This is a genomic window from Nocardioides salsibiostraticola (assembly GCF_054783655.1).
In genome coordinates this window covers 594,534-612,424 of the sequence record NZ_BAAGQD010000026.1, presented here as the reverse complement: position 1 = coordinate 612,424, position 17,891 = coordinate 594,534, and the positions used below count along the sequence as shown (strand labels likewise).

Here is a 17,891-nt window from a genome sequence, read left to right as displayed (position 1 = left end):
CGCCACCACAAGAGCAGCGAAAAAAGCAATCGTTCGCGGAAGGAGGGCGCGAACGCGTGGGGGGGTGTCGATCTCTACCCCCTTGATCTCATCTGCTCGTGGCGACCTTCCTGGCCGATTGCCCCCAGTATCGCATCCGGGCGTCTGCGGCGCCGGGGTTCTGGGCACGGGGTTAGGGGCCTGGCTGGCTACGTGATCTCGCCTCTGATGACCCCGCCGGCGACCTCTCCGACGACCTTGTCGTGTTGGTGGTCCGGCCACGACGAGGCCGAGCGGGCCAGGTGATACATCAACCGGGCGGGACCGTGATGCGCCCCCATGGTGAAGCGGGGCAACTTGAACGGGTCCTCGCTCCCGCGGATCCGGCCGTTGAGAAACGTGTAGCCCGCGAGGTAGCCCGCGGCCCGGGCCTCGGCCCGCACTCGCTCGTCATGGTGACCGAAGGGGTAGGCCACCAGGTCCACGGTGCGACCCAGCAGGCTCTCGAGATCGACCTTGGCCCCGGCCAGTTCGGCAGCCAACTGCCCGTCCTGGAGCGTGGGCAGCGATGCGTGGGTCCTGGTGTGGGCGATCACGTCGAGCCCTGCCTCCACCGTGTCCAGGAGCTCCGGGGCAGTCATCGTGGGCCCTGAGCCGGGCCACCACACCGGTCGTTGACCCATCATCGTGCTGACCACGGCCAGGCTGGCCGGCACGTCCAACTCCCGCAGTACGTCGACCCCGTGGTGGGCCACTCCGGCCAGGGCGTCGTCGAAGACGACCGCGGCGAGCCGGTCCACCGACTCTCCAGCGAGCACCCGGCGGCTGAGCTCGGCCACAGACACGAACCGGAAACCCATGCGCCGGGTCAGGGAGAGGTGGCGCCGCAGCGCTGGGGCGCTGACGGTCAGACCCTCTGCCTGCGCGTCGGTCGCCACCACGTCGTGATAGCCCAGGACCACGGCGGCGCCGCGAGCGGCGCGTCCGGTCACCCCCCGCAATCCGGCCGTAGCGGGTCCCACCAATGCGGCGGCCCTGCTCATGACCCACTCCGGTCCGAGCTCCGGGTGGCGTGCAGCCCCCGGGCCTCGCGCAGGACCTCGATGAGCTGAGGGGTGGACACCCTGGCGTCGTAGGTCTCGAGAAACCGTTGGCGACCCGCGGCGCCCATCCGCTGCCGCAGCTCGGGTTGCTCGATCAGATCGAGCAACGCTCTCAGTAGACCGGCGTCGTCCTCGGGGGCGAGCAGCCGACCACCCTCGGGAGGCACCATCTGCGGCATCGCGGCCACCGTCAACCCGACCACCGGAAGCCCTGCCGCCATGGCTTCGATGACGACGTTGGGAGCCTGGTCGATCGTGCTCGGGAAGACGAAGACAGCGCCCTCGCGCAGCACCTCCCACAGCCGCCCCGAGCCCACGGTCACGTCGTGTACGGCACGGACGTTGCGGCCCGGGGGCACCGACTCCGGGGTGACGATCACCAACTCGCACAGGTCGGCGAGGTGCTTCTGGTGAAGCCGGTGAAGCCGCAGGGCGCCCTTGCGCTCGAGTTGTCGACCCACGAACACCAGCTGAGGCAGCTTCGTCGACGATGCGTGCGTGCCGGGTGCGGGGCCGGGTCCGAAGTCCGGGGCCAGGATGCCGTAGGGCATCGTCCGGAGTTTCTCATCACCGACGCCGTAGTCCTCACGCAGCGAACCCGCGATCCATTCGGTGTTGGCCACCACCAGGGTGGCCGCCTCGTAGACCGGTCGTTCGAACCGTTGGGACATGCGGATCGCCATGGGGGTGTGCCGCGTCGGTTCACGGCCGGGCAGTCGGTAGCCGTTGGTCGCGTTGGTGGCGTCGGTGGCCACCACCGACGGCATCGACGACAGGAGCTCAGGAATCCTCAACGCCGCGTTGCCGGTGTAGACGTGCAGCACGTCGGCCTGGCGGACCCGTTCCCGGATCGATCGGGCGACCCACCGGCTCAACGCCAGCTGAGCCCGTAACGCCTGGAAGTCGAGGTCGAGGTGAGCCAGGCCGGGCAGCCGGGAGCCCGCCATCCGACGCAATCGCGCCGGTGTGGGGACGTCGACGAAGTCGGCGACGACCTCGGGGTGAGCCTGCAGCGCACGACGCAGATGGGCGTGCACGTTGGCGTGACCGCCGATGTTCTCGTTGACGAACAGGACCTTCACCGGGACACCTCCAGGGCGGACGCAGCGGTGCGGTCGAGCAGATCGAGGAGAACCCCCGTCTGGGCAGCCTGCTGATGATGAGACTGCACTCGGTCCCGACCTGCGGCTCCATCCCGGCGCCGCAACTCCGGATCATCGACGAGCCGGTTGACCGCCGCAGCGAGAGCCAGCGGGTCCCCCGGTGGCACCAGGTGCCCGTGCCCCGCCAGGACCTCGGGCGAACCCCCGTGGTCCGAGGCCACGACCGGCAGCCCAAGGCTCATTGCCTCGAGCACCGACAACGGGCAGGCCTCGGGATCGGTGCTGGCGCTGACCGCGATCGTCCAGCCGCGCATCTGCTGCAGCGGGTCGGCCACGTGACCCAGGACCCTGACTCGGCCCGAGCCCTCGGTCTGGGCGCGTGAGCGTACGCCGTCGGCGTACTCGCCGTCCTTGACCAGCCGCCCACCCATCAGCTCGATGTGAACGCGTGAATCCAGGTGGGGCAGGGCGTCGAGCAGGACGTGGTGCCCCTTCCAGGACGTCATCAACCCGTTCAGGCCCACCACGACCGGCGTGGTCGAGGAGTCGGCGTCGGTGTCAGTGCCAGAGGAACTCGGCGCGGCAGGGACGGGCCAGGTGACCCCGTTGTGGACGACCTCGACCCAGGGCCGACCGCCGCGCAGTTTGCGGGCCACTGCCTCGGAGACCCCGATCACCCCGGTCAGCGACGGGCGGCACCAGCGGTAGAGCCGCATCCGGTCCGGGCGTACGACCACGTCGTGGGCCAGCCAGACCACCGGTGGTCTGGGTCGGGCCAGGCGTACGACGGGGAGCGCCATCAGAGCGTTCACCAGCACGACGTCCGCCCCGGTCGAGGCACGCCGTACGATGCGGGCGGCCTGGGCCCAGGCTTTCAGGGTGCGGGCGACGGCGACCGGCTTGGACCCCTCGGCGAGGCCCAACTCGGGCAGGGCGACATGGTCGATCCCCAGAGCCGCCAGTTCGCGGCGGAGGTCTCCGTCGGGGGCGGCGCAGGTGACCTGCCAGCCGGCGTCCTTCGCCTGGGCGAGGACCCGGATCAGGACGCGTTCGGCGCCAGAGACCTGACCGGTGCTGGTCAGGGCCATCAGGCGGGGGTTCTGGGTCATCGCTTCCTTCCTGCAAGCACTGGAGGTAGGTGGATTCCAGCACACTTCGTCAGTCCGAGCGCCGTAACGAGGCCGAGATAGGTGATCGAAGCGATGGTGGCCGCCACGACCCACGGCATCACCAGGTCCGCCGACCATCCGACGGCGACGGCGCCGACGACCGAGACGGGGGCGACGACCAGTCGTCCGAGGCCGATCGGGAGGACCCCATCGATGCGGGTGACGAAGAAGACGAGCACCCCGGTGACGAACACGTTGCTGATCAGCGTCGCTACTCCGGCGCCGTGGTAGGAGTACATCGGGATGAGGATGAAGTTCAGACCCACGTTGAAGATCAACCCGCAGAGCATGACCAGGGGGTAGCCCCGGTTGCGGTCCACGGCGACCAGACAGATCATCGCGAGCGCGGCGGCGAAGGTGAACATCTCGGCGATCACCAACACCTGGGTGGTGACGGCCCCGGGCGTGTAGTCCGATCCATAGAGGGTGTCGGTCAAGGGTCGGGCGAAGCCGAGCAACCCGACACAGGCCAGGCCGCCGAAGAGACCGAGCAGCATGGCGCCGCGGCGCATCACGTCTCGGAACTGCGGCAGGTCGTCGGGCCAGGAGCGGACCAGCAGGGTCAGCAGCGGGACCGTGACCGCCGTTGATACGAAGTGGACGACGTCGATGAAACGATAGGAGACGCCGTAGATCCCGACCGCGCCGAAGCCGTCGATCTTCGACAACATCAAGGCGTCGACCCGTGAGTAGACCGTGGCCAGACCGAACCCGATGGACAGCGGCAACGCCTCCCGCAACAGCGAGCGCCAGACCGGGAAGTCGATTCGGGGACGGATCGCGATCAGTCGTCGGGCGGCCGGGATCTTGCGGGCCAGCACCACGATCTCGAACAGCACCGCCGGGATGGTGAACAGCAGCACGGTGCCGACACCCGCGGCAGCGATCGCCGCGGTCAGGGCGAACTGGGCGGTGATCCCCACGGCCTCGGCTGCCCCGACGGTGCCCATTCGCATCCGGGACTGGAAGACGACGTCGAGCGCCGCTGAGGGTGTGGCCAGCAGCACGATCGTGCCGGCCACCGCCATGGCCACGACGACCTCTCGCGGATAGCCGGCGACGATCACCACCAGCAGCGCCAGCAGATAGCCGATGATGCCCAGGCTCGACCGCAGGGCGATGTAGGTGCCGGCGAAGGTCTCGACGTCCGCCTTTCCCTCGCCGAGCATGCCGCGCACCGCGATCCGGCCGATGCCCAGGTCGGTGACGATCGACATCAGACCCAGGACCGTGAAGATGACCGTGAAGCGGCCGAACTCCTCCAGGGACAGGGTCCGGGCGATCAGCAGGGTCCCGGACCAACCCAGCACCGCCTGGATGAGGCGACTGCCCAGCAGCGCCCCCACGTTGCCGACCAGACCACGCGGTTCGGACTCCTTGTTGTGGTCATCCGCCCCGGAGGCGGAGGCACCCGTCGGGGCATCCTTCGGGGCATCTTTCGGGGCATCCGGTTCGGGTACGTCGGGTGGAGTCAACACGGCACACCGAGGCCTCGATAGACCTCGAGCGTGATGCCCGCGGTGGCGGCCCAGGTCGATCGGGCTGCGGCCGCGACCCCGGCCGTGCGAAGTTCTGCGTTCCGGTCGGTGTCGTGGGCAACCTCGTGCAGGGCGTCGCTCAATGCGTTCTCGTCGTCCACGGCCACGAGCACCGCGCCGTCTCCCACGGCGTCGGGCAGTCCACCGACCCGGGTGGTGACGACCGCAGCGCCGCAGGCCATGGCCTCCAGGGGAGGCAGACCGAAGCCCTCGTAGCAGGAGGCGTAGGCCACGACCGTCGCTGCGGCGTACAACGCCGGGAGGTCCTCGAAGGGGACGTACCCCAGGTGTCGAGCCGAGGAGGGGACCTCCTGACCCTCAGCGATCCCGCCGGCCACCAACAGGGGGAGCCCGGCCCGTTCGCAGGCCAGGGCCAGCATCGCGACCCGCTTGCGGGGCTCGACGGTCCCCACCACCAGCACGGCGCGCTCCGGGATCTCGTAGCGCTCGGTCACCTCGGCCACCTGCTCCGGAGTTGCCGGGACCAGGCCAGGAGCCGGCGCCAGAGCGGTGACCGTGGATTCCTTCCCGAACAGGTCGCGCACACGTTCCGCGGTGAAGGCACTGACCGATACCACCGCGTCGGCCCGGCCTACGGAGCGACGGATGAGGGCTCTCTCGCCCCGGGCCCGGAAGCCGCTGTGCGCCCACGGAACGTCGAAGACCGAGAGGTCGTGGACCGTGGTGACCGTCGGACCGTCGTGGCGCAGCGGGAGGTCGATGTCCAGACCGTGCAGCAGCCCGGCGTCGGGCCGCATCCTCAGACTCGTGACCGCGCGGCGTACGCCGGAGGACACGGGGTAGGTGCGTGCGAGAACTCCCGGGGGCAACTCGTCGACGGTGTCGGCCTGGACGTGCGCGGTGAGCGTGGCGTCGGTGGCGCCGCTCATGGCGTTGAGGAGCTCCCGGATGTAGGTCTGAACGCCACTGCCTCCGGGACGGAGGGCGAGAGCGTTGAATCCGACGGCCGGTCGTAACACAGGAGAACCCCTAATAAGAGCCAGAAGAAGAAGTCGAGCGGGAAGATCTCTAGATAGGTCGCGACGACCGAGGCAGCTGCAGCTGCGACCACGGAGGCCGCGATCCCCTCGGCCAACGCCCGGTCGCTCCCGGTCGTGGCCCGGGCCGATTTGAGAGCGGCGCCGATGGCGGCGGCTCCGATGAGCAGCAACAACCACAGGCCCACGGGACCCAGCTCGAGAGTGGTCTTCACGAACTGATTGTCGGGCAGATAACTCTCCCCCTTGAGGAGAATGATCTCGGACGGTTTGGCGCCGAGTTCGAGTGCCTTCTCGGCGGCGGCTCCGGTTCGCCCGACGCCGTTTCCCAACGGGGCACCGACCACCAGATCCCGGATGTCCGACCAGCCGCTGGTGCGTTGGCCCAGGCTGCTCGAGGAGAAGAAGGCCGCCAGCACGCCCGGAGGGACCAGGAAGAGCGCCAGCGGGGCCGGGACGAGGATGTGCAGCATCCCGCGGAAACGGAGGATGGCGAGGAACAACAGTCCCGCTCCGAGCGCCAGGTAGGCCCCTCGCACCACCGAGGACGCAAGGCCGGCGAGTAGCACCGGGGTGAGCAGCAGGAAGACCCGGTTGCGGGTACGCCGGGTGTCGGAGAGGGCGACGGGCATGCAGACCAGGAGGACCAGGGTGATGAACAGACCGAAGGAGAAGGGCTGGGTGAAGCTCGAGAACGACCGGAGCAGTCCCCCGCTGAAGCGAATCGCGGAGTTGTACTCATAGCCCAGGGCGTTGAGCCCGGCGCCGCCGATGAGTTGCTGCACCAAACCGTAGGCCGCCGTGATCGCCCCCGTGGCCATCAGGATCGTCACCAGGTGATCGCGGTCCCTCACCGTGAACGGGCAACGCCACACCACCAGGGGCACCAGGATGTAGAACCAGGCGATCTTCATCCCCCAGAAGCCGACCACGCCACCGACCAGGACCGCGGAGATCAGGCTGAGGACGAGCATGACCACAGCCGCCGGGATCCAGGCGTAGGTCAGCGGCAGCCCGTTACGCAGCGACGCTCTCGGCGCGACGAGCGTCGCGGCCAGAACGACGATCAACAGCACTTCCTTCCAGGCCGCGACCGCCTCGCCACCCGGGATGATCAGCAGCAGACCGTCCAACGGCACCAGTGCGGCCATGAGGAGCAGGCCGCGTTGGGGTCGCTCGATGATCAGCGCGCCGCCGTGGAGCACCACGACCAGGGCGATCCCGATCAGCGCCAAGGGGGCGAGACCAGGGGTCGTGACCAAGGTTTGCATGTGATGACCCCCGCTCAGGACCTAGTTCGGGCGCGCATCGCACGAGCCACCTGCGCGGAGGATACCGCCGCAGGGGTGGTCCGGGTCTCTCATTCGCAGACCCACAGGCCACCCTCAGGGTCCCGGGTCGCTGTCGTTGCCTGCGGCGACCGGGACCCGTCGTTCACGAACCCCGTCGCAGCAGAACGGTCGAGACGGTGCGAGCGATGATCTTCAGGTCCAGCCACAGGGACCAGTTCTGGATGTAGTAGTTGTCGAAGCGGGCACGTTCCTCGATGGAGGTGTCTCCGCGCAGGCCGTTGACCTGGGCCCAACCGGTCAGACCGGCCGGGGCACGGTGACGCTCGGTGTAGCGCGGAATGACCTTGGTGAACTCGGCGACGAAGTGCTCACGCTCGGGACGGGGTCCCACGATGCTCATCTCGCCCCGCAGGACGTTGAGGAGCTGAGGCAGCTCGTCGAGGGAGGCCGCACGCAGGATGCGGCTGATCTTGCCCAGTCGCATGTCGCCGTTGACCGACCAACGCGGCTGCTCGTCGCTCATGCCGAGGTCTGAGGGTCGGACCGAACGGAACTTCAGCAGGGTGAAGGGGTGGCCGTCCAAGCCCACGCGGACCTGACGGAAGAGCACACCGGGTCCGTTCTCGATCCGCACGGCGAGGGCGATCAGCACCATCAGCGGGGCCAGGACCGTCAACATGCTGCCGGCGACGAAGAGGTCGAAGAGACGCTTGATGCGCCAGGTGCGGCTGCGCCAGGTGGCCCGGCGTACACGGACCAGAGAGATCCCCCAGAGCTCGTCCATGTCACGGCTGCGGTGGTGCAGTTCGAAGAATCGGGGGACGCAGAAGATCTCACAATCCAGGCGGTCGCACTCACGCACGGTCTGCACCAGGTTGGCGTCGTTGCCGGACCCGTCCGCGGACGGGGTGCCGAACGCGATCAGGACCTCGCTCACGCCCTCACGCCGAATGGTCGCGGCCAGGTCGTCGTACCCGCCCAACAGCGGGACGGACAGGCTGTCGAGGCCGTCGCGAGGGACGTCGCCGAGGAACCCGACCGGGGTGAGGCCGAACTCGGGGTGAGCCAACATCGCGTCGGCCAACTGCTGTCCGACCACGCCGGTCCCGAGGATCAGGGCGGGGTGCTCGACCAACTTGCGGCGACGGGCCTCACGGACGATGGCGTAGGAGACGGCGCGGAACACCGTAAGCGCGACGATCAGGGTCGTCATCGAGCGAGCGACGCCGAACAGGGTCGGGGTGCTGCCGACCACAACGGCCCGCAGCGCGATCTGGGCCACCTCGCCGACCACGACAGCGCCGACGATCAGGGGCAGGTCGTCGAGAAGCGACAGGGTCAGGCGGGCGCGGTAGGCGCCCCACATCTGCAGGCTGAGACCGATGACGGCGTACATCGCGACCGTGGCCGAGGCGAACGCCCCGGGGATCAGGGCCAGCCCCACGGTGATCGCGACGATGTCGGCTCCGATGAGCAGCACGAACATGCGTTCACGCCAACTGCCGCTCGGCATCGGACCAGTAGCGACCCGACGCTCGAAGTCGCTGGCCGAGGTCACCCGCAGGTGGCGGTCATGGGCAGGCGTCTTCTCGGTCGTGGTGCTGTGGTCCGGCTCCGTCGCCACGTTGGCGTACGTCTCGGTGCTCATCTGGTTCCCCCTAGTCGGCGGGGAGCCCCAGATCGTCACGATCCGAGCCCCCCCGGCCTCGGTAGAATCCTGTCGCACTCGCAGTCTTACCCGGTCAACGCGACGGTAAACATGTCCCCACAAATTCCTCTCATTCGGCCTCAATGTGAGGCGCCTCACGAGATTTAGTCCCTCACAAGCGGAATACGGGCCCGATCGGGTCCGGAAGTCATCGACCGGGTGCGTCCGGCGAAAGAGGCCGGGCCGCTCGGCGGCGAGGGTCAGATGACGGTGCGGTGAAAACTCTGGAAGCTGCGCGACGGCGTCGGGCCGCGCTGCCCCTGGTACCGCGAGCCGTACTTCTCCGAGCCGTAAGGGTGCTCCGAGGGCGAGGAGAGCCGGAAGAAACAGAACTGACCGATCTTCATCCCCGGATAGAGCTTGATGGGCAGGGTTGCGACGTTGGCCAACTCGAGGGTCACGTGCCCGGAGAATCCGGGGTCGACGAAACCGGCGGTGGCGTGGGTGAGTAGGCCCAGCCGACCCAACGACGACTTGCCCTCGACCCGGGCAGCGACGTCGTCGGGCAGCGAGATCACCTCGTAGGTCGAACCCAGCACGAACTCGCCCGGGTGCAGGATGAACGCCTCGTCACCCGGCGCCTCGATCTCGCGGGTCAGATCGGCCTGATCCGCAGCCGGGTCGATGTGGGGGTAGCGGTGGTTCTCGAAGACCCGGAAGAAACGGTCCAGACGTACGTCGATCGAGGACGGCTGCAGCATGGTCGGGTCCCACGGGTCCATGGCGATCCGACCCTGGTCGATCTCCGCGAGGATGTCGCGGTCTGAGAGCAGCACGGTGGCACCCTACCCACGATCCCGACCGCGCGGTCGGACTCACCCAGCAGGCGGGCCGGTCGAACCGGTCGGTCGGACGGGCCGAGGACCGGTGCGTCAGGGTGCCTGCGGACAATGGGCACGTGGGATACCAACGCTTCGTCGCTCTGGGCGACTCCTTCACCGAGGGCCTCGGTGACCCGGACCTCGCTCGCCCCAACGGACTGCGCGGCTGGGCCGACCGGGTCGCGGAGGTGCTGTCGGCCAGCGATCCCGACTTCGGCTACGCCAACCTGGCCATCCGGGGTCGGAAGCTGGGCGGCATCCTCGACGAACAGGTCGACCCGGCGATCGCTCTGAAACCGGACCTGGTCACCATCTACGCCGGCGCCAACGACATCATCCGTCCGGCGGTCGACCTCGACCGACTCTGGGAGTCCTACGACCAGGCACTGGGTCGGCTGGCCGCCACCGGCGCCCGGATTCTGGTGTGGACGGCGTTCGACCCGGGCCACTCCTCCACCTACCAACTGCTACGCGGACGCTTCGCCGTCTACAACGAGATGGTGCGCGAGAGCGCAGACCGGCACGGCGCCACCGTGGTCGACTTCTGGCGGATGCGCGAGTACCGCGACTGGGGCATGTGGGACCCGGACCGGATGCACATGGGTCCCGCCGGGCATCAGCGGATGGCGGCCGAGGTTCTCGACATCCTGGGTGCTCCGCACACCCTCGTGCCCGTGGCGCCCCGTCTCCTGCCGACGCTGAGTCGGCGCCAGGCCCTGGCCGAGCACGCGGGGTGGTTCCGGACCTCCGCCGCTCCCTGGGTGCACCGCCGGATCACCGGGCGGTCGTCCGGGGACGGTGTGCAGCCCCGCCATCCCGGGTTCACTCACCTGGCCTGACGGGGTTGGTTCAGCGATCGCCGGATCAGGAGGGTGCGACGTACTCCAGGTTGGCTCCGCTCAGGACCAACACCACGCCACGGGGCTCGACCCGCACGTCGTCGAGCGTGATGTCGAAGGGAATCCCTTGCAACGGCACGGTGGTCCCGAAGATCTCGTTGAGGGTCTCTGTCACCACCGCACCCGCGACGCCCAGCGAGTTGACGGTGGGTTCACCGAAACCCAGCGCCCCGTCCACGATCTCGGGCCGGACAGTGATCGTGGGCGACACCGTCTCGCCCAGCACCTCGAAGGTGCGGCTGGCGCGAACTTCCCCGTCGCTGTCGAACGCCAGGTCGATGCCCAGGAGGTCGCCCAACTCGTCGTACCCGACGACCGCGGTGGCCCTGGCCCGAGCGACCTGAAAGCTCTCGAAGTCCCGGGAGGTGACGACGTCACCCAGCACCACCCGCAACCGGTTCAGCGTCAGACCGCCGTCCAGCGCGATACCCGTGGCCACGACGTCGATCTCGTCGAACTCCCGCGTGGCCACCTGGGTCAGGAAGGGGAACCCGCCGATCGACACCTCCGGTCGGTTGGCCAAGCCCTGGGACTCCTGGAGGCTCGCCTCCGACGCCTGCTCGGCAATCAGATCCCCTCCCCGGTCCACGGCGAGAACAAGGATCAACAGCACCAGCAGCGTGCCCAGAAGTTTCCTCACGCCACGATCCTGTCAGGACGGCCCTGATCGCGAGCCGACCCCGGAAGCGGGTAACATCACCGCAGTCCGGTCCGCCGGGCGCTGCGGACGTAGCTCAGTTGGTAGAGCGCGACCTTCCCAAGGTCGATGTCGCGAGTTCGAATCTCGTCGTCCGCTCCCTAGACTCCCCGTCATGGCCGACTCCCCGTTCACCGGTTTCCCCGTGGCCGCCTTCGACTTCTACGACGACCTCGAGGTCGACAACACCAAGTCGTTCTGGGCCGCCCACAAGTCGATCTACGACGACGCCGTGAAGGCCCCGATGACGGCGCTGTGCGCTGCTCTCGCCCCCGAGTTCGGGGAGGCCAAGATCTTCCGTCCGCACCGGGACGTGCGGTTCTCGAAAGACAAGACCCCCTACAAGACCGGGCAGGGCGCCTTCGTGGCCGCCGGCCCCAGCACCGGCTACTACGTCCAGATCGCGGCCCGCGGCTTCATGGTGGGTGGCGGGTTCTACGAGGCCTCCGGTGAGCGATTGGGAGCCATTCGCGACGCCATGGCCCACGACAAGACCGGACCGACGCTCAAGCGCACCCTGACCACCGCCGAGAAGGCGGGATTCGAGGTGGGTGGGGAGCGACTGAAGACGACACCGCGCGGGTACGACGCCAACCACCCTCGGATCGACCTGTTGCGTCACAAGCAACTGATCGTCAGCAAGTCCTACGGGTTCGAGAAGTTCATCCACACCGATGAGCTCGTCGACCACGTCCGCGCCGATTGGCAGGCCGTGCGTCCGCTGGTGAACTGGCTCGATCGCGCCCAGGCCGGCGTACCGGGTTGATTCGTCTGACTCGGGTCGAGGTCGCCTAGGCCGAGGTGAAGGACGCCATCGTCCGCTCGGGTTCCCAGAACGCCCGCATCGAGGTCACCCGGCCCTCGTCGTCAACCACGTAGACCATGATCAGTTCGGTCGTGGTGTGGCTGCCGTCGGCGAACGCCGTCTTGATGCTGCCGAGGTTGGCGCACGTGTTGCTGCCGGGATTGGCGAACGATTCGTTGATCGTGAACACGAAGCTGTCGATCGGGACGATGGCCTGCTTCCAGAACGCCGAGATGCCCTCGTGCCCGCGGTGCCCGTGACCCTCGGGGTCGAACATCGACGGCCCGACCGGGTCCTCGAGGACGGCATCCTCGGCGTACACCGTCAGCCACTGCGCCAGATCCTTCGCGACCACCGCGGCGTAGGAACGCTGCGAGGCCCGCCGGGCCGGGTGATCGTCGTCGGTAGCGTTCCAGATGATGGCGTCGGTCGAAGTCATCTCCGCAGCCTAGGGCCAAACTGGAACACGTTCTAGTGCCGAGTCGGCGTTACTCAACGCCCGTACGGCGCCCAGTCGGCGCTACTTGTTCAAGACGCGCCGACTCGGGCCGATCTCAGCGTCAACAGGCGCCGAGTCGGCGGTCACGCGTTGTTCACCTGCTCGACGTACCAACGCCGCACGGGAGGCACCCCCGGGCCACCGACCCCTGTGAGCCTCGAGGCATGGGTAAGCGCAAAGTCTTCCTGCACATCGGATCCGCCGGCGGTTCCGGCGACGTCATCGAGACCGCGGTGCATCACCACCGGCACGCCTTGGCCGAACTCGGCGTCCGTACGCCGGTGCCGACGCCTGACGACGGGTTCCGGGCCGCGATCGAGATCACCCGGCAGCACAAGGCCTGGGGTTACAAGCGCAAGGAGGTCGAAGGGGCCTGGGCGAAGATCTGCCGCCGACTTCTGAAGACCCCCGGCAAGGACGTGCACGTCGTCAGCCAACCTCTGCTGGGTGTGGCCACCGCCGAACAGATCGACCTCCTGCTCGATCAACTCCCCGGCACCCAGAGACACGTCGTGATCACCGGCCCCGCTCTAGCCGACGACACCTCCTGGCCCATCCTGGTCGAGCGTTGGACCGCAGGACTGGGCAAGCCCGAGCGGGTGCACACCATCGCGGGCGACCTCTCCGAGGAAGAGGTCTGGCGCGAGTTCGGTCGGATCGTCGGATTCGGTACGACCTCGCTCCCCGTCACCGGACTCGTCCGCCAGCGGCCGACCGACCTGACCGCCGCCCTGCGCGAGGTCGAGCGACTGGCCCGACGCAACGACTCGTTGGTGCACGAGATCTCCGACCTTCGCGAGCGTTCGGAGAAGCGGAAGCGCAAACTGCTCCGTCGCAACTCCGCCGCCTGACCCGAGTCGACGCAATCTGACACTGGGAGTGGAGTGAGTCGGCGCTAGTTTTCGAAGATGCGCCGAGTCAGCGGGTTTTGGGCGTCAAGATGCGCCGACTCGCGGGTCAGTGGGATTGCCAGGCGTCATCGTCGTCGGTGCGCGACGTGACGGCGTCCGGCAGTTCCCCGTCGGCGAGTTGCTGGATGGAGACCTGCTCGAACACGTCGCGCAGCGAGCGCCGGGCGGCGATCCAGACGTGCTGGAGGACCTGGGCGTTCTCGTTGTAGCTGACCATCTCCGGCCGTAGGCCGTAGACCGACACCAACGGTCCGTCGACGGCCCGGATCACGTCGGCCACGGACACGGTGGAGGCCGGGCGCGCCATCCGCCATCCTCCGGCCTGTCCGCGTTGCGACAGAACGATGCCGGCCCGGCGTAGATCCGCGAGGATCGCCTGGAGGAACCCATGTGGGATGTCCTGCAACTTGCCGAGCTCCTCGGCGCTGATGGCCGGCGGGGTGGCGGCCTTCGAATCGCCGCCCGAAGGGCTGTCCGGGCGACCGTCCTGCCGAGTGGTCATCTCGATCAGGGCCCGCAGGGCGTAGTCGGCCTTGGTGGAGACGCGCATACCGGCCAGTCAATCAGATCGAGATCCCGGTCACTCCAGGCGCCCGGATCGGCCCGGAACCGCGGGAATTTCGCGCTACACACCGACACGGCGGGGGCCGGGATGCCACATTCTCTTGCGCGAGCCCTGCGGCCCTCATATCATGATGTTACCGGCCAGTAGCACCGATGAGTAACGTTCATACCCGGGCCGGCTTCCCGAGACGAAGGATCAGGCGAGAGCAGTGAGCCACTACCACAGCAACCTGCGCGACATCGAGTTCAACCTCTTCGAGGTCCTCGGTCGCGACAAGGTCCTCGGCACCGGCCCGTTCGCCGAGGTCGACGCCGACACCACCCGCGAGATCCTCGCGCAGGTCGACGTCCTCGCCCGCGGCGAGCTGGCGGCATCGTTCGCCGACAGCGACCAGAACCCGCCCGTGTTCGACCCCGCGACCCACACGGCTCCCGTGCCGGCGTCGTTCAAGAAGAGCTACGACGCCTGGATGGAGTCGGAGTTCTGGCGCCTGCAGATCCCCGAGTCGATCGGTGGCACGCAGGCCCCCTCCTCGGTCAACTGGGCCATCGGCGAGATGGTGCTCGGTGCCAACCCCGCCGTCCACATGTACGCCGCGGGTCCGTCCTTCGCCGGGGTCGTGGACCGCAACGGCAACGAGCGCGACAAGCGCATCGCCCAGATCATGGTCGAGAAGATGTGGGGCTGCACGATGGTCCTCACCGAAGCCGATGCTGGCTCCGACGTCGGCGCCGGTCGGGCCAAGGCCACCGCCAACGACGACGGGTCCTGGAACATCGAGGGCGTCAAGCGCTTCATCACCTCGGCCGAGTCGGACCTGCAGGAAAATATCATGCACCTCGTGCTGGCCCGTCCGGTCGGCGTCGAGGGTGTCGGTGGCCCCGGCACCAAGGGCCTGAGCCTGTTCCTGGTCCCCAAGATCCACTTCGACCACGAGACCGGCGAGCTGACCGGTGAGCGCAACGGCGCCTACGTCACCAACGTCGAGCACAAGATGGGCCTGAAGGTCTCCAACACCTGCGAGGTCACCTTCGGTGACGCTGGTGTCGGCGGCGGCGAACCGGCCAAGGGCTGGCTCCTCGGCGAGGTCCACAACGGCATCGCCCAGATGTTCCAGGTCATCGAGAACGCCCGGATGATGGTGGGCACCAAGGCCATCGCCACCCTGTCCGCCGGTTACCTCAGCGCCCTGGACTACGCCAAGACCCGGGTCCAGGGTTCCGACCTCACCGAGGCCGCCAACAAGACGGCTCCCCGCGTCACGATCACCCACCACCCCGACGTACGCCGCTCGCTGATGACCCAGAAGTCGTTCGCCGAGGCGATGCGGGCCCTGGTGCTCTACACCGCTTCGTGGCAGGACGACGTCATGGTCGCCGAGCACAACGGCGAGGAGCACGGCCTCGCCGCAGCGGTCAACGACCTGCTGCTGCCGATCGTCAAGGGCTACGGCTCGGAGCGCTCCTGGGTCCTGCTGGGCACCGAGTCCCTCCAGACACTGGGCGGGTCGGGCTTCCTGAGCGAGTACCCCATCGAGCAGTACGTCCGCGACGCCAAGATCGACACCCTCTACGAAGGCACCACCGCCATCCAGGGCCAGGACTTCTTCTTCCGGAAGATCGTCAAGGACCAGGGCAAGGCGCTGGGGCACCTCGCCTCCGAGATCGAGTCCTTCATCGCCTCCGAGGCCGGAAACGGTCGCCTCAAGGTCGAACGCGAACTGTTGGCCAAGGGCCTCGAGGACGCCAACGCGATGGTCGGTCACATGATCAACGACCTGATGTCGGCCGACGCCTCCTCCGAGGGCGGGGATCTGCGCAACATCTACAAGGTGGGTCTCAACACCACCCGCCTGCTGATGGCGCTCGGCGACGTCGTGTGCTCCTGGCTGCTGCTGCGTCAGGCGGAGGTCGCTCTGGCGGCTCTCTCGTCTGGAGACACCGGCCCGAATGACAAGGACAAGTCGTTCTACGAGGGCAAGGTCGCTGCGGCTCAGTTCTTCGCCCAGACGAACCTGCCGAAGATCACCGCCGAGCTGGCCATCGCCCAGGCGACCGACCTCTCGGTGATGGATCTCGACGAGGCTGCGTTCTGATCGCAGACTGACTCGTCCCACTGGACAACGAAGCCCCGCCCGGCGATCCCGGGCGGGGTTTCGTCATTATGCCGAGCTGTGGCGAGCGGTCACCGGCGCAGGGCGATCTGGGCCGACCGGCGTACGACGTCGTCCAGTCGGTCCAAGGTTGAGGACTCCAGTCGCCACCGTTGCCAGTAGAGCGACACCGAACGCCACTCTCGCCCGAGGCGAACCAGACGGCCGTCGGCCACGTCGGGTGCCAGCTGCGGTTCCGGGATCATCCCCCAACCGAGACCCCGCCTCACGGCTGCGTGAAAGTCGGCGCTGGTCGGAACCTGGTGCACCACTGGTGGGCGCTGACCCGGCACGCCCAGATGCCGTTCGAGGTGGGCGTCCTGAAGGTCGTCCTTGTCGTTGAAGACGACCAACGGCATCGACGCCCACGCCACGCGACGCGGCGTCCCCTCCCACCACCTCGCAACGAAATCAGGCGATGCGGCAGCGGAGTACCGCATCGAACCCAGCCGTTCGACAGAGCACCCCTGGACGGCGACCGGGTCCGACGTCACCGCGGCGAGCACCTCCCCGCGACGGAGGAGGTCGGTTGAGTGCGCCTGATCCTCGACCGACAGACGCAGGGACACCTCGTCCCAGCCCGCCACCTCACCCAGCACACCCCGGAACCAGGTGGCGAGAGAGTCGGCGCTGACGACCACGGGGACCACGACCGACCCTGCCAGATCCTGGCCCAGGGCCGAGCTTGCCTCGGCGTACGACAGGGCTGTCTGGCGAGCAAGTCTCAGCACCACCTGTCCGGCCGAGGTGGCCACGCAGGGGGACGCGCGACGAACGAGCACCTGCCCACACTCCGATTCCAGCGCACGGATACGTTGGCTGATCGCACTGGCGGTCACATGCAGGCTTCGGGCGGCGGCTTCGAAGGTGCCGCAATCGACGACGGCGACGAGTGCGGCGAGTTGCGCGGGGTGAGGCTGCATGAAGCAACTCTAATGATCATCCAGTTTATGTCGCTTCCCTCAGGTCGAACGTCGCTCTAGATTCTGCTCATGCTCATCGCGCTCCTGACCGGTCTGGTCACCGGCCTCACCCTGATCGTGGCCATCGGGGCGCAGAACGCCTTCGTTCTACGGCAGGGGTTGCTGCGCGAACACGTGCTCGAGGTGGTCGTCATCTGCGCCCTCTCCGACCTGACCCTGATCCTCGCGGGAGTCGGCGGTGTGGGGGTGCTGATCGAGCGGGCGCCTGCGGCCGTGGAGACGGTCCGATGGGCGGGCGTCGCCTTCCTCGTCTGGTACGGCGTCAGCACGCTGCTGCGGGCCCGTCGCCCCGGCACCCTCGACGCCGCCCGCGGCAACGGATCGAGTCGTCGTGGCGCGGCGATCAAGGCCCTGGCCCTGACCTGGCTCAACCCGCACGTCTACCTGGACACCGTGCTCTTCCTCGGCTCCATCGGGAACAGCCAGGGCGGTGATCGGTGGTCCTTCGCCGTGGGGGCGTGCACGGCCAGCATCGTGTGGTTCACGGTCCTCGGTTTCGGCGCCCACCGGGCCGCCGGACTCCTGGCAACCCCACGCGCCTGGCGGATCCTGGACGTCGCCATCGGGACGGTCATGATGCTGATCGCCCTCCGTCTGGCGCTCAACTGACCCCTTGGGCACCCCGGGGCGGCGTACGGCCTCCCCAACCGGGCCGACACCAACTACTGT

The 17,891-nt window shown here is 68.1% G+C and carries 17 protein-coding genes and 1 tRNA gene; 6 read left to right on the top strand and 12 right to left on the bottom strand.

Annotation, left to right across the window (positions count from 1 at the left end):
- Positions 1 to 188 precede the first annotated feature (188 nt).
- The 8 genes from ACYVLV_RS17290 to dcd all read right to left on the bottom strand — a co-directional run bounded on the left by ACYVLV_RS17290 (position 189) and on the right by dcd (position 9,666).
- On the bottom strand, positions 189 to 1,022 hold the full coding sequence (locus tag ACYVLV_RS17290; RefSeq protein WP_460811952.1) for a polysaccharide deacetylase family protein: 834 nt from the start codon (positions 1,020 to 1,022) through the stop codon (positions 189 to 191).
- Positions 1,019 to 2,164: a glycosyltransferase family 4 protein gene (locus ACYVLV_RS17285; protein ID WP_460811950.1), complete on the bottom strand. Its 1,146-nt coding sequence runs from the start codon at positions 2,162 to 2,164 to the stop codon at positions 1,019 to 1,021. Before ACYVLV_RS17285 ends, ACYVLV_RS17290 begins: the two co-directional genes overlap by 4 nt.
- A complete protein-coding gene (locus tag ACYVLV_RS17280; RefSeq protein ID WP_460811947.1) occupies positions 2,161 to 3,294 on the bottom strand; it encodes a glycosyltransferase family 4 protein in 1,134 nt (377 codons plus the stop codon). Before ACYVLV_RS17280 ends, ACYVLV_RS17285 begins: the two co-directional genes overlap by 4 nt.
- The gene (locus ACYVLV_RS17275; RefSeq protein ID WP_460811943.1) at positions 3,291 to 4,832 is read right to left on the bottom strand and encodes a flippase; all 1,542 of its coding nucleotides are present in this window, start codon (positions 4,830 to 4,832) and stop codon (positions 3,291 to 3,293) included. Before ACYVLV_RS17275 ends, ACYVLV_RS17280 begins: the two co-directional genes overlap by 4 nt.
- Positions 4,826 to 5,782, bottom strand: coding sequence for a glycosyltransferase family 4 protein (locus ACYVLV_RS17270; RefSeq protein ID WP_460811940.1), 957 nt, complete (start codon positions 5,780 to 5,782; stop codon positions 4,826 to 4,828). Before ACYVLV_RS17270 ends, ACYVLV_RS17275 begins: the two co-directional genes overlap by 7 nt.
- Positions 5,779 to 7,161 (bottom strand): hypothetical protein, encoded by a 1,383-nt coding sequence (locus tag ACYVLV_RS17265; protein ID WP_460811936.1) that lies wholly within the window; start codon positions 7,159 to 7,161, stop codon positions 5,779 to 5,781. Before ACYVLV_RS17265 ends, ACYVLV_RS17270 begins: the two co-directional genes overlap by 4 nt.
- 163 nt (positions 7,162 to 7,324) lie before the next feature.
- Complete coding sequence (locus ACYVLV_RS17260) at positions 7,325 to 8,830, bottom strand: sugar transferase (RefSeq protein ID WP_460811932.1); 1,506 nt, start codon at positions 8,828 to 8,830, stop codon at positions 7,325 to 7,327.
- Positions 8,831 to 9,090: 260 nt separating this feature from the next.
- Entirely contained in the window at positions 9,091 to 9,666 is a 576-nt protein-coding gene (gene dcd / locus ACYVLV_RS17255; protein ID WP_460811929.1) for a dCTP deaminase, read from the bottom strand.
- Positions 9,667 to 9,788: 122 nt separating this feature from the next.
- Here dcd and ACYVLV_RS17250 point away from each other — a divergent pair, with 122 nt between their 5' ends.
- Positions 9,789 to 10,550: an SGNH/GDSL hydrolase family protein gene (locus ACYVLV_RS17250; RefSeq protein ID WP_460811926.1), complete on the top strand. Its 762-nt coding sequence runs from the start codon at positions 9,789 to 9,791 to the stop codon at positions 10,548 to 10,550.
- Positions 10,551 to 10,575: 25 nt separating this feature from the next.
- Here the strand turns inward: ACYVLV_RS17250 and ACYVLV_RS17245 are convergent, their stop codons facing one another.
- Entirely contained in the window at positions 10,576 to 11,250 is a 675-nt protein-coding gene (locus tag ACYVLV_RS17245) for an LmeA family phospholipid-binding protein (protein ID WP_460811923.1), read from the bottom strand.
- Between the two features lie 83 nt (positions 11,251 to 11,333).
- Between ACYVLV_RS17245 and ACYVLV_RS17240 the strand changes: the two genes are divergently transcribed.
- Positions 11,334 to 11,406 (top strand) — tRNA-Gly (locus ACYVLV_RS17240).
- Positions 11,407 to 11,422: 16 nt separating this feature from the next.
- Positions 11,423 to 12,073: a DUF2461 domain-containing protein gene (locus ACYVLV_RS17235; protein ID WP_460811919.1), complete on the top strand. Its 651-nt coding sequence runs from the start codon at positions 11,423 to 11,425 to the stop codon at positions 12,071 to 12,073.
- A 25-nt stretch (positions 12,074 to 12,098) separates the two neighbouring features.
- On the opposite strand, the gene ACYVLV_RS17230 is transcribed toward ACYVLV_RS17235, so the two are convergent.
- Entirely contained in the window at positions 12,099 to 12,551 is a 453-nt protein-coding gene (locus tag ACYVLV_RS17230) for a nuclear transport factor 2 family protein (RefSeq protein ID WP_460811917.1), read from the bottom strand.
- A 224-nt stretch (positions 12,552 to 12,775) separates the two neighbouring features.
- Here ACYVLV_RS17230 and ACYVLV_RS17225 point away from each other — a divergent pair, with 224 nt between their 5' ends.
- Entirely contained in the window at positions 12,776 to 13,462 is a 687-nt protein-coding gene (locus tag ACYVLV_RS17225) for a hypothetical protein (RefSeq protein ID WP_460811914.1), read from the top strand.
- Positions 13,463 to 13,568: 106 nt separating this feature from the next.
- Here the strand turns inward: ACYVLV_RS17225 and ACYVLV_RS17220 are convergent, their stop codons facing one another.
- Positions 13,569 to 14,072 carry an RrF2 family transcriptional regulator gene (locus tag ACYVLV_RS17220; protein ID WP_460811911.1) on the bottom strand — a complete coding sequence of 168 codons (504 nt, stop codon included), beginning with the start codon at positions 14,070 to 14,072 and terminating at the stop codon, positions 13,569 to 13,571.
- Between the two features lie 223 nt (positions 14,073 to 14,295).
- Here ACYVLV_RS17220 and ACYVLV_RS17215 point away from each other — a divergent pair, with 223 nt between their 5' ends.
- Positions 14,296 to 16,182: an acyl-CoA dehydrogenase gene (locus ACYVLV_RS17215; protein ID WP_460811908.1), complete on the top strand. Its 1,887-nt coding sequence runs from the start codon at positions 14,296 to 14,298 to the stop codon at positions 16,180 to 16,182.
- Between the two features lie 89 nt (positions 16,183 to 16,271).
- Here ACYVLV_RS17215 and ACYVLV_RS17210 read toward each other — a convergent pair whose 3' ends face one another.
- Positions 16,272 to 17,162, bottom strand: a complete 891-nt coding sequence (locus tag ACYVLV_RS17210; protein ID WP_460811906.1) for a LysR family transcriptional regulator ArgP — start codon at positions 17,160 to 17,162, stop codon at positions 16,272 to 16,274.
- Positions 17,163 to 17,231: 69 nt separating this feature from the next.
- On the opposite strand from ACYVLV_RS17210, the gene ACYVLV_RS17205 reads away from it, so the two are divergent.
- Positions 17,232 to 17,831, top strand: a complete 600-nt coding sequence (locus tag ACYVLV_RS17205) for a LysE/ArgO family amino acid transporter (RefSeq protein ID WP_460811902.1) — start codon at positions 17,232 to 17,234, stop codon at positions 17,829 to 17,831.
- Positions 17,832 to 17,891: the final 60 nt, after the last annotated feature.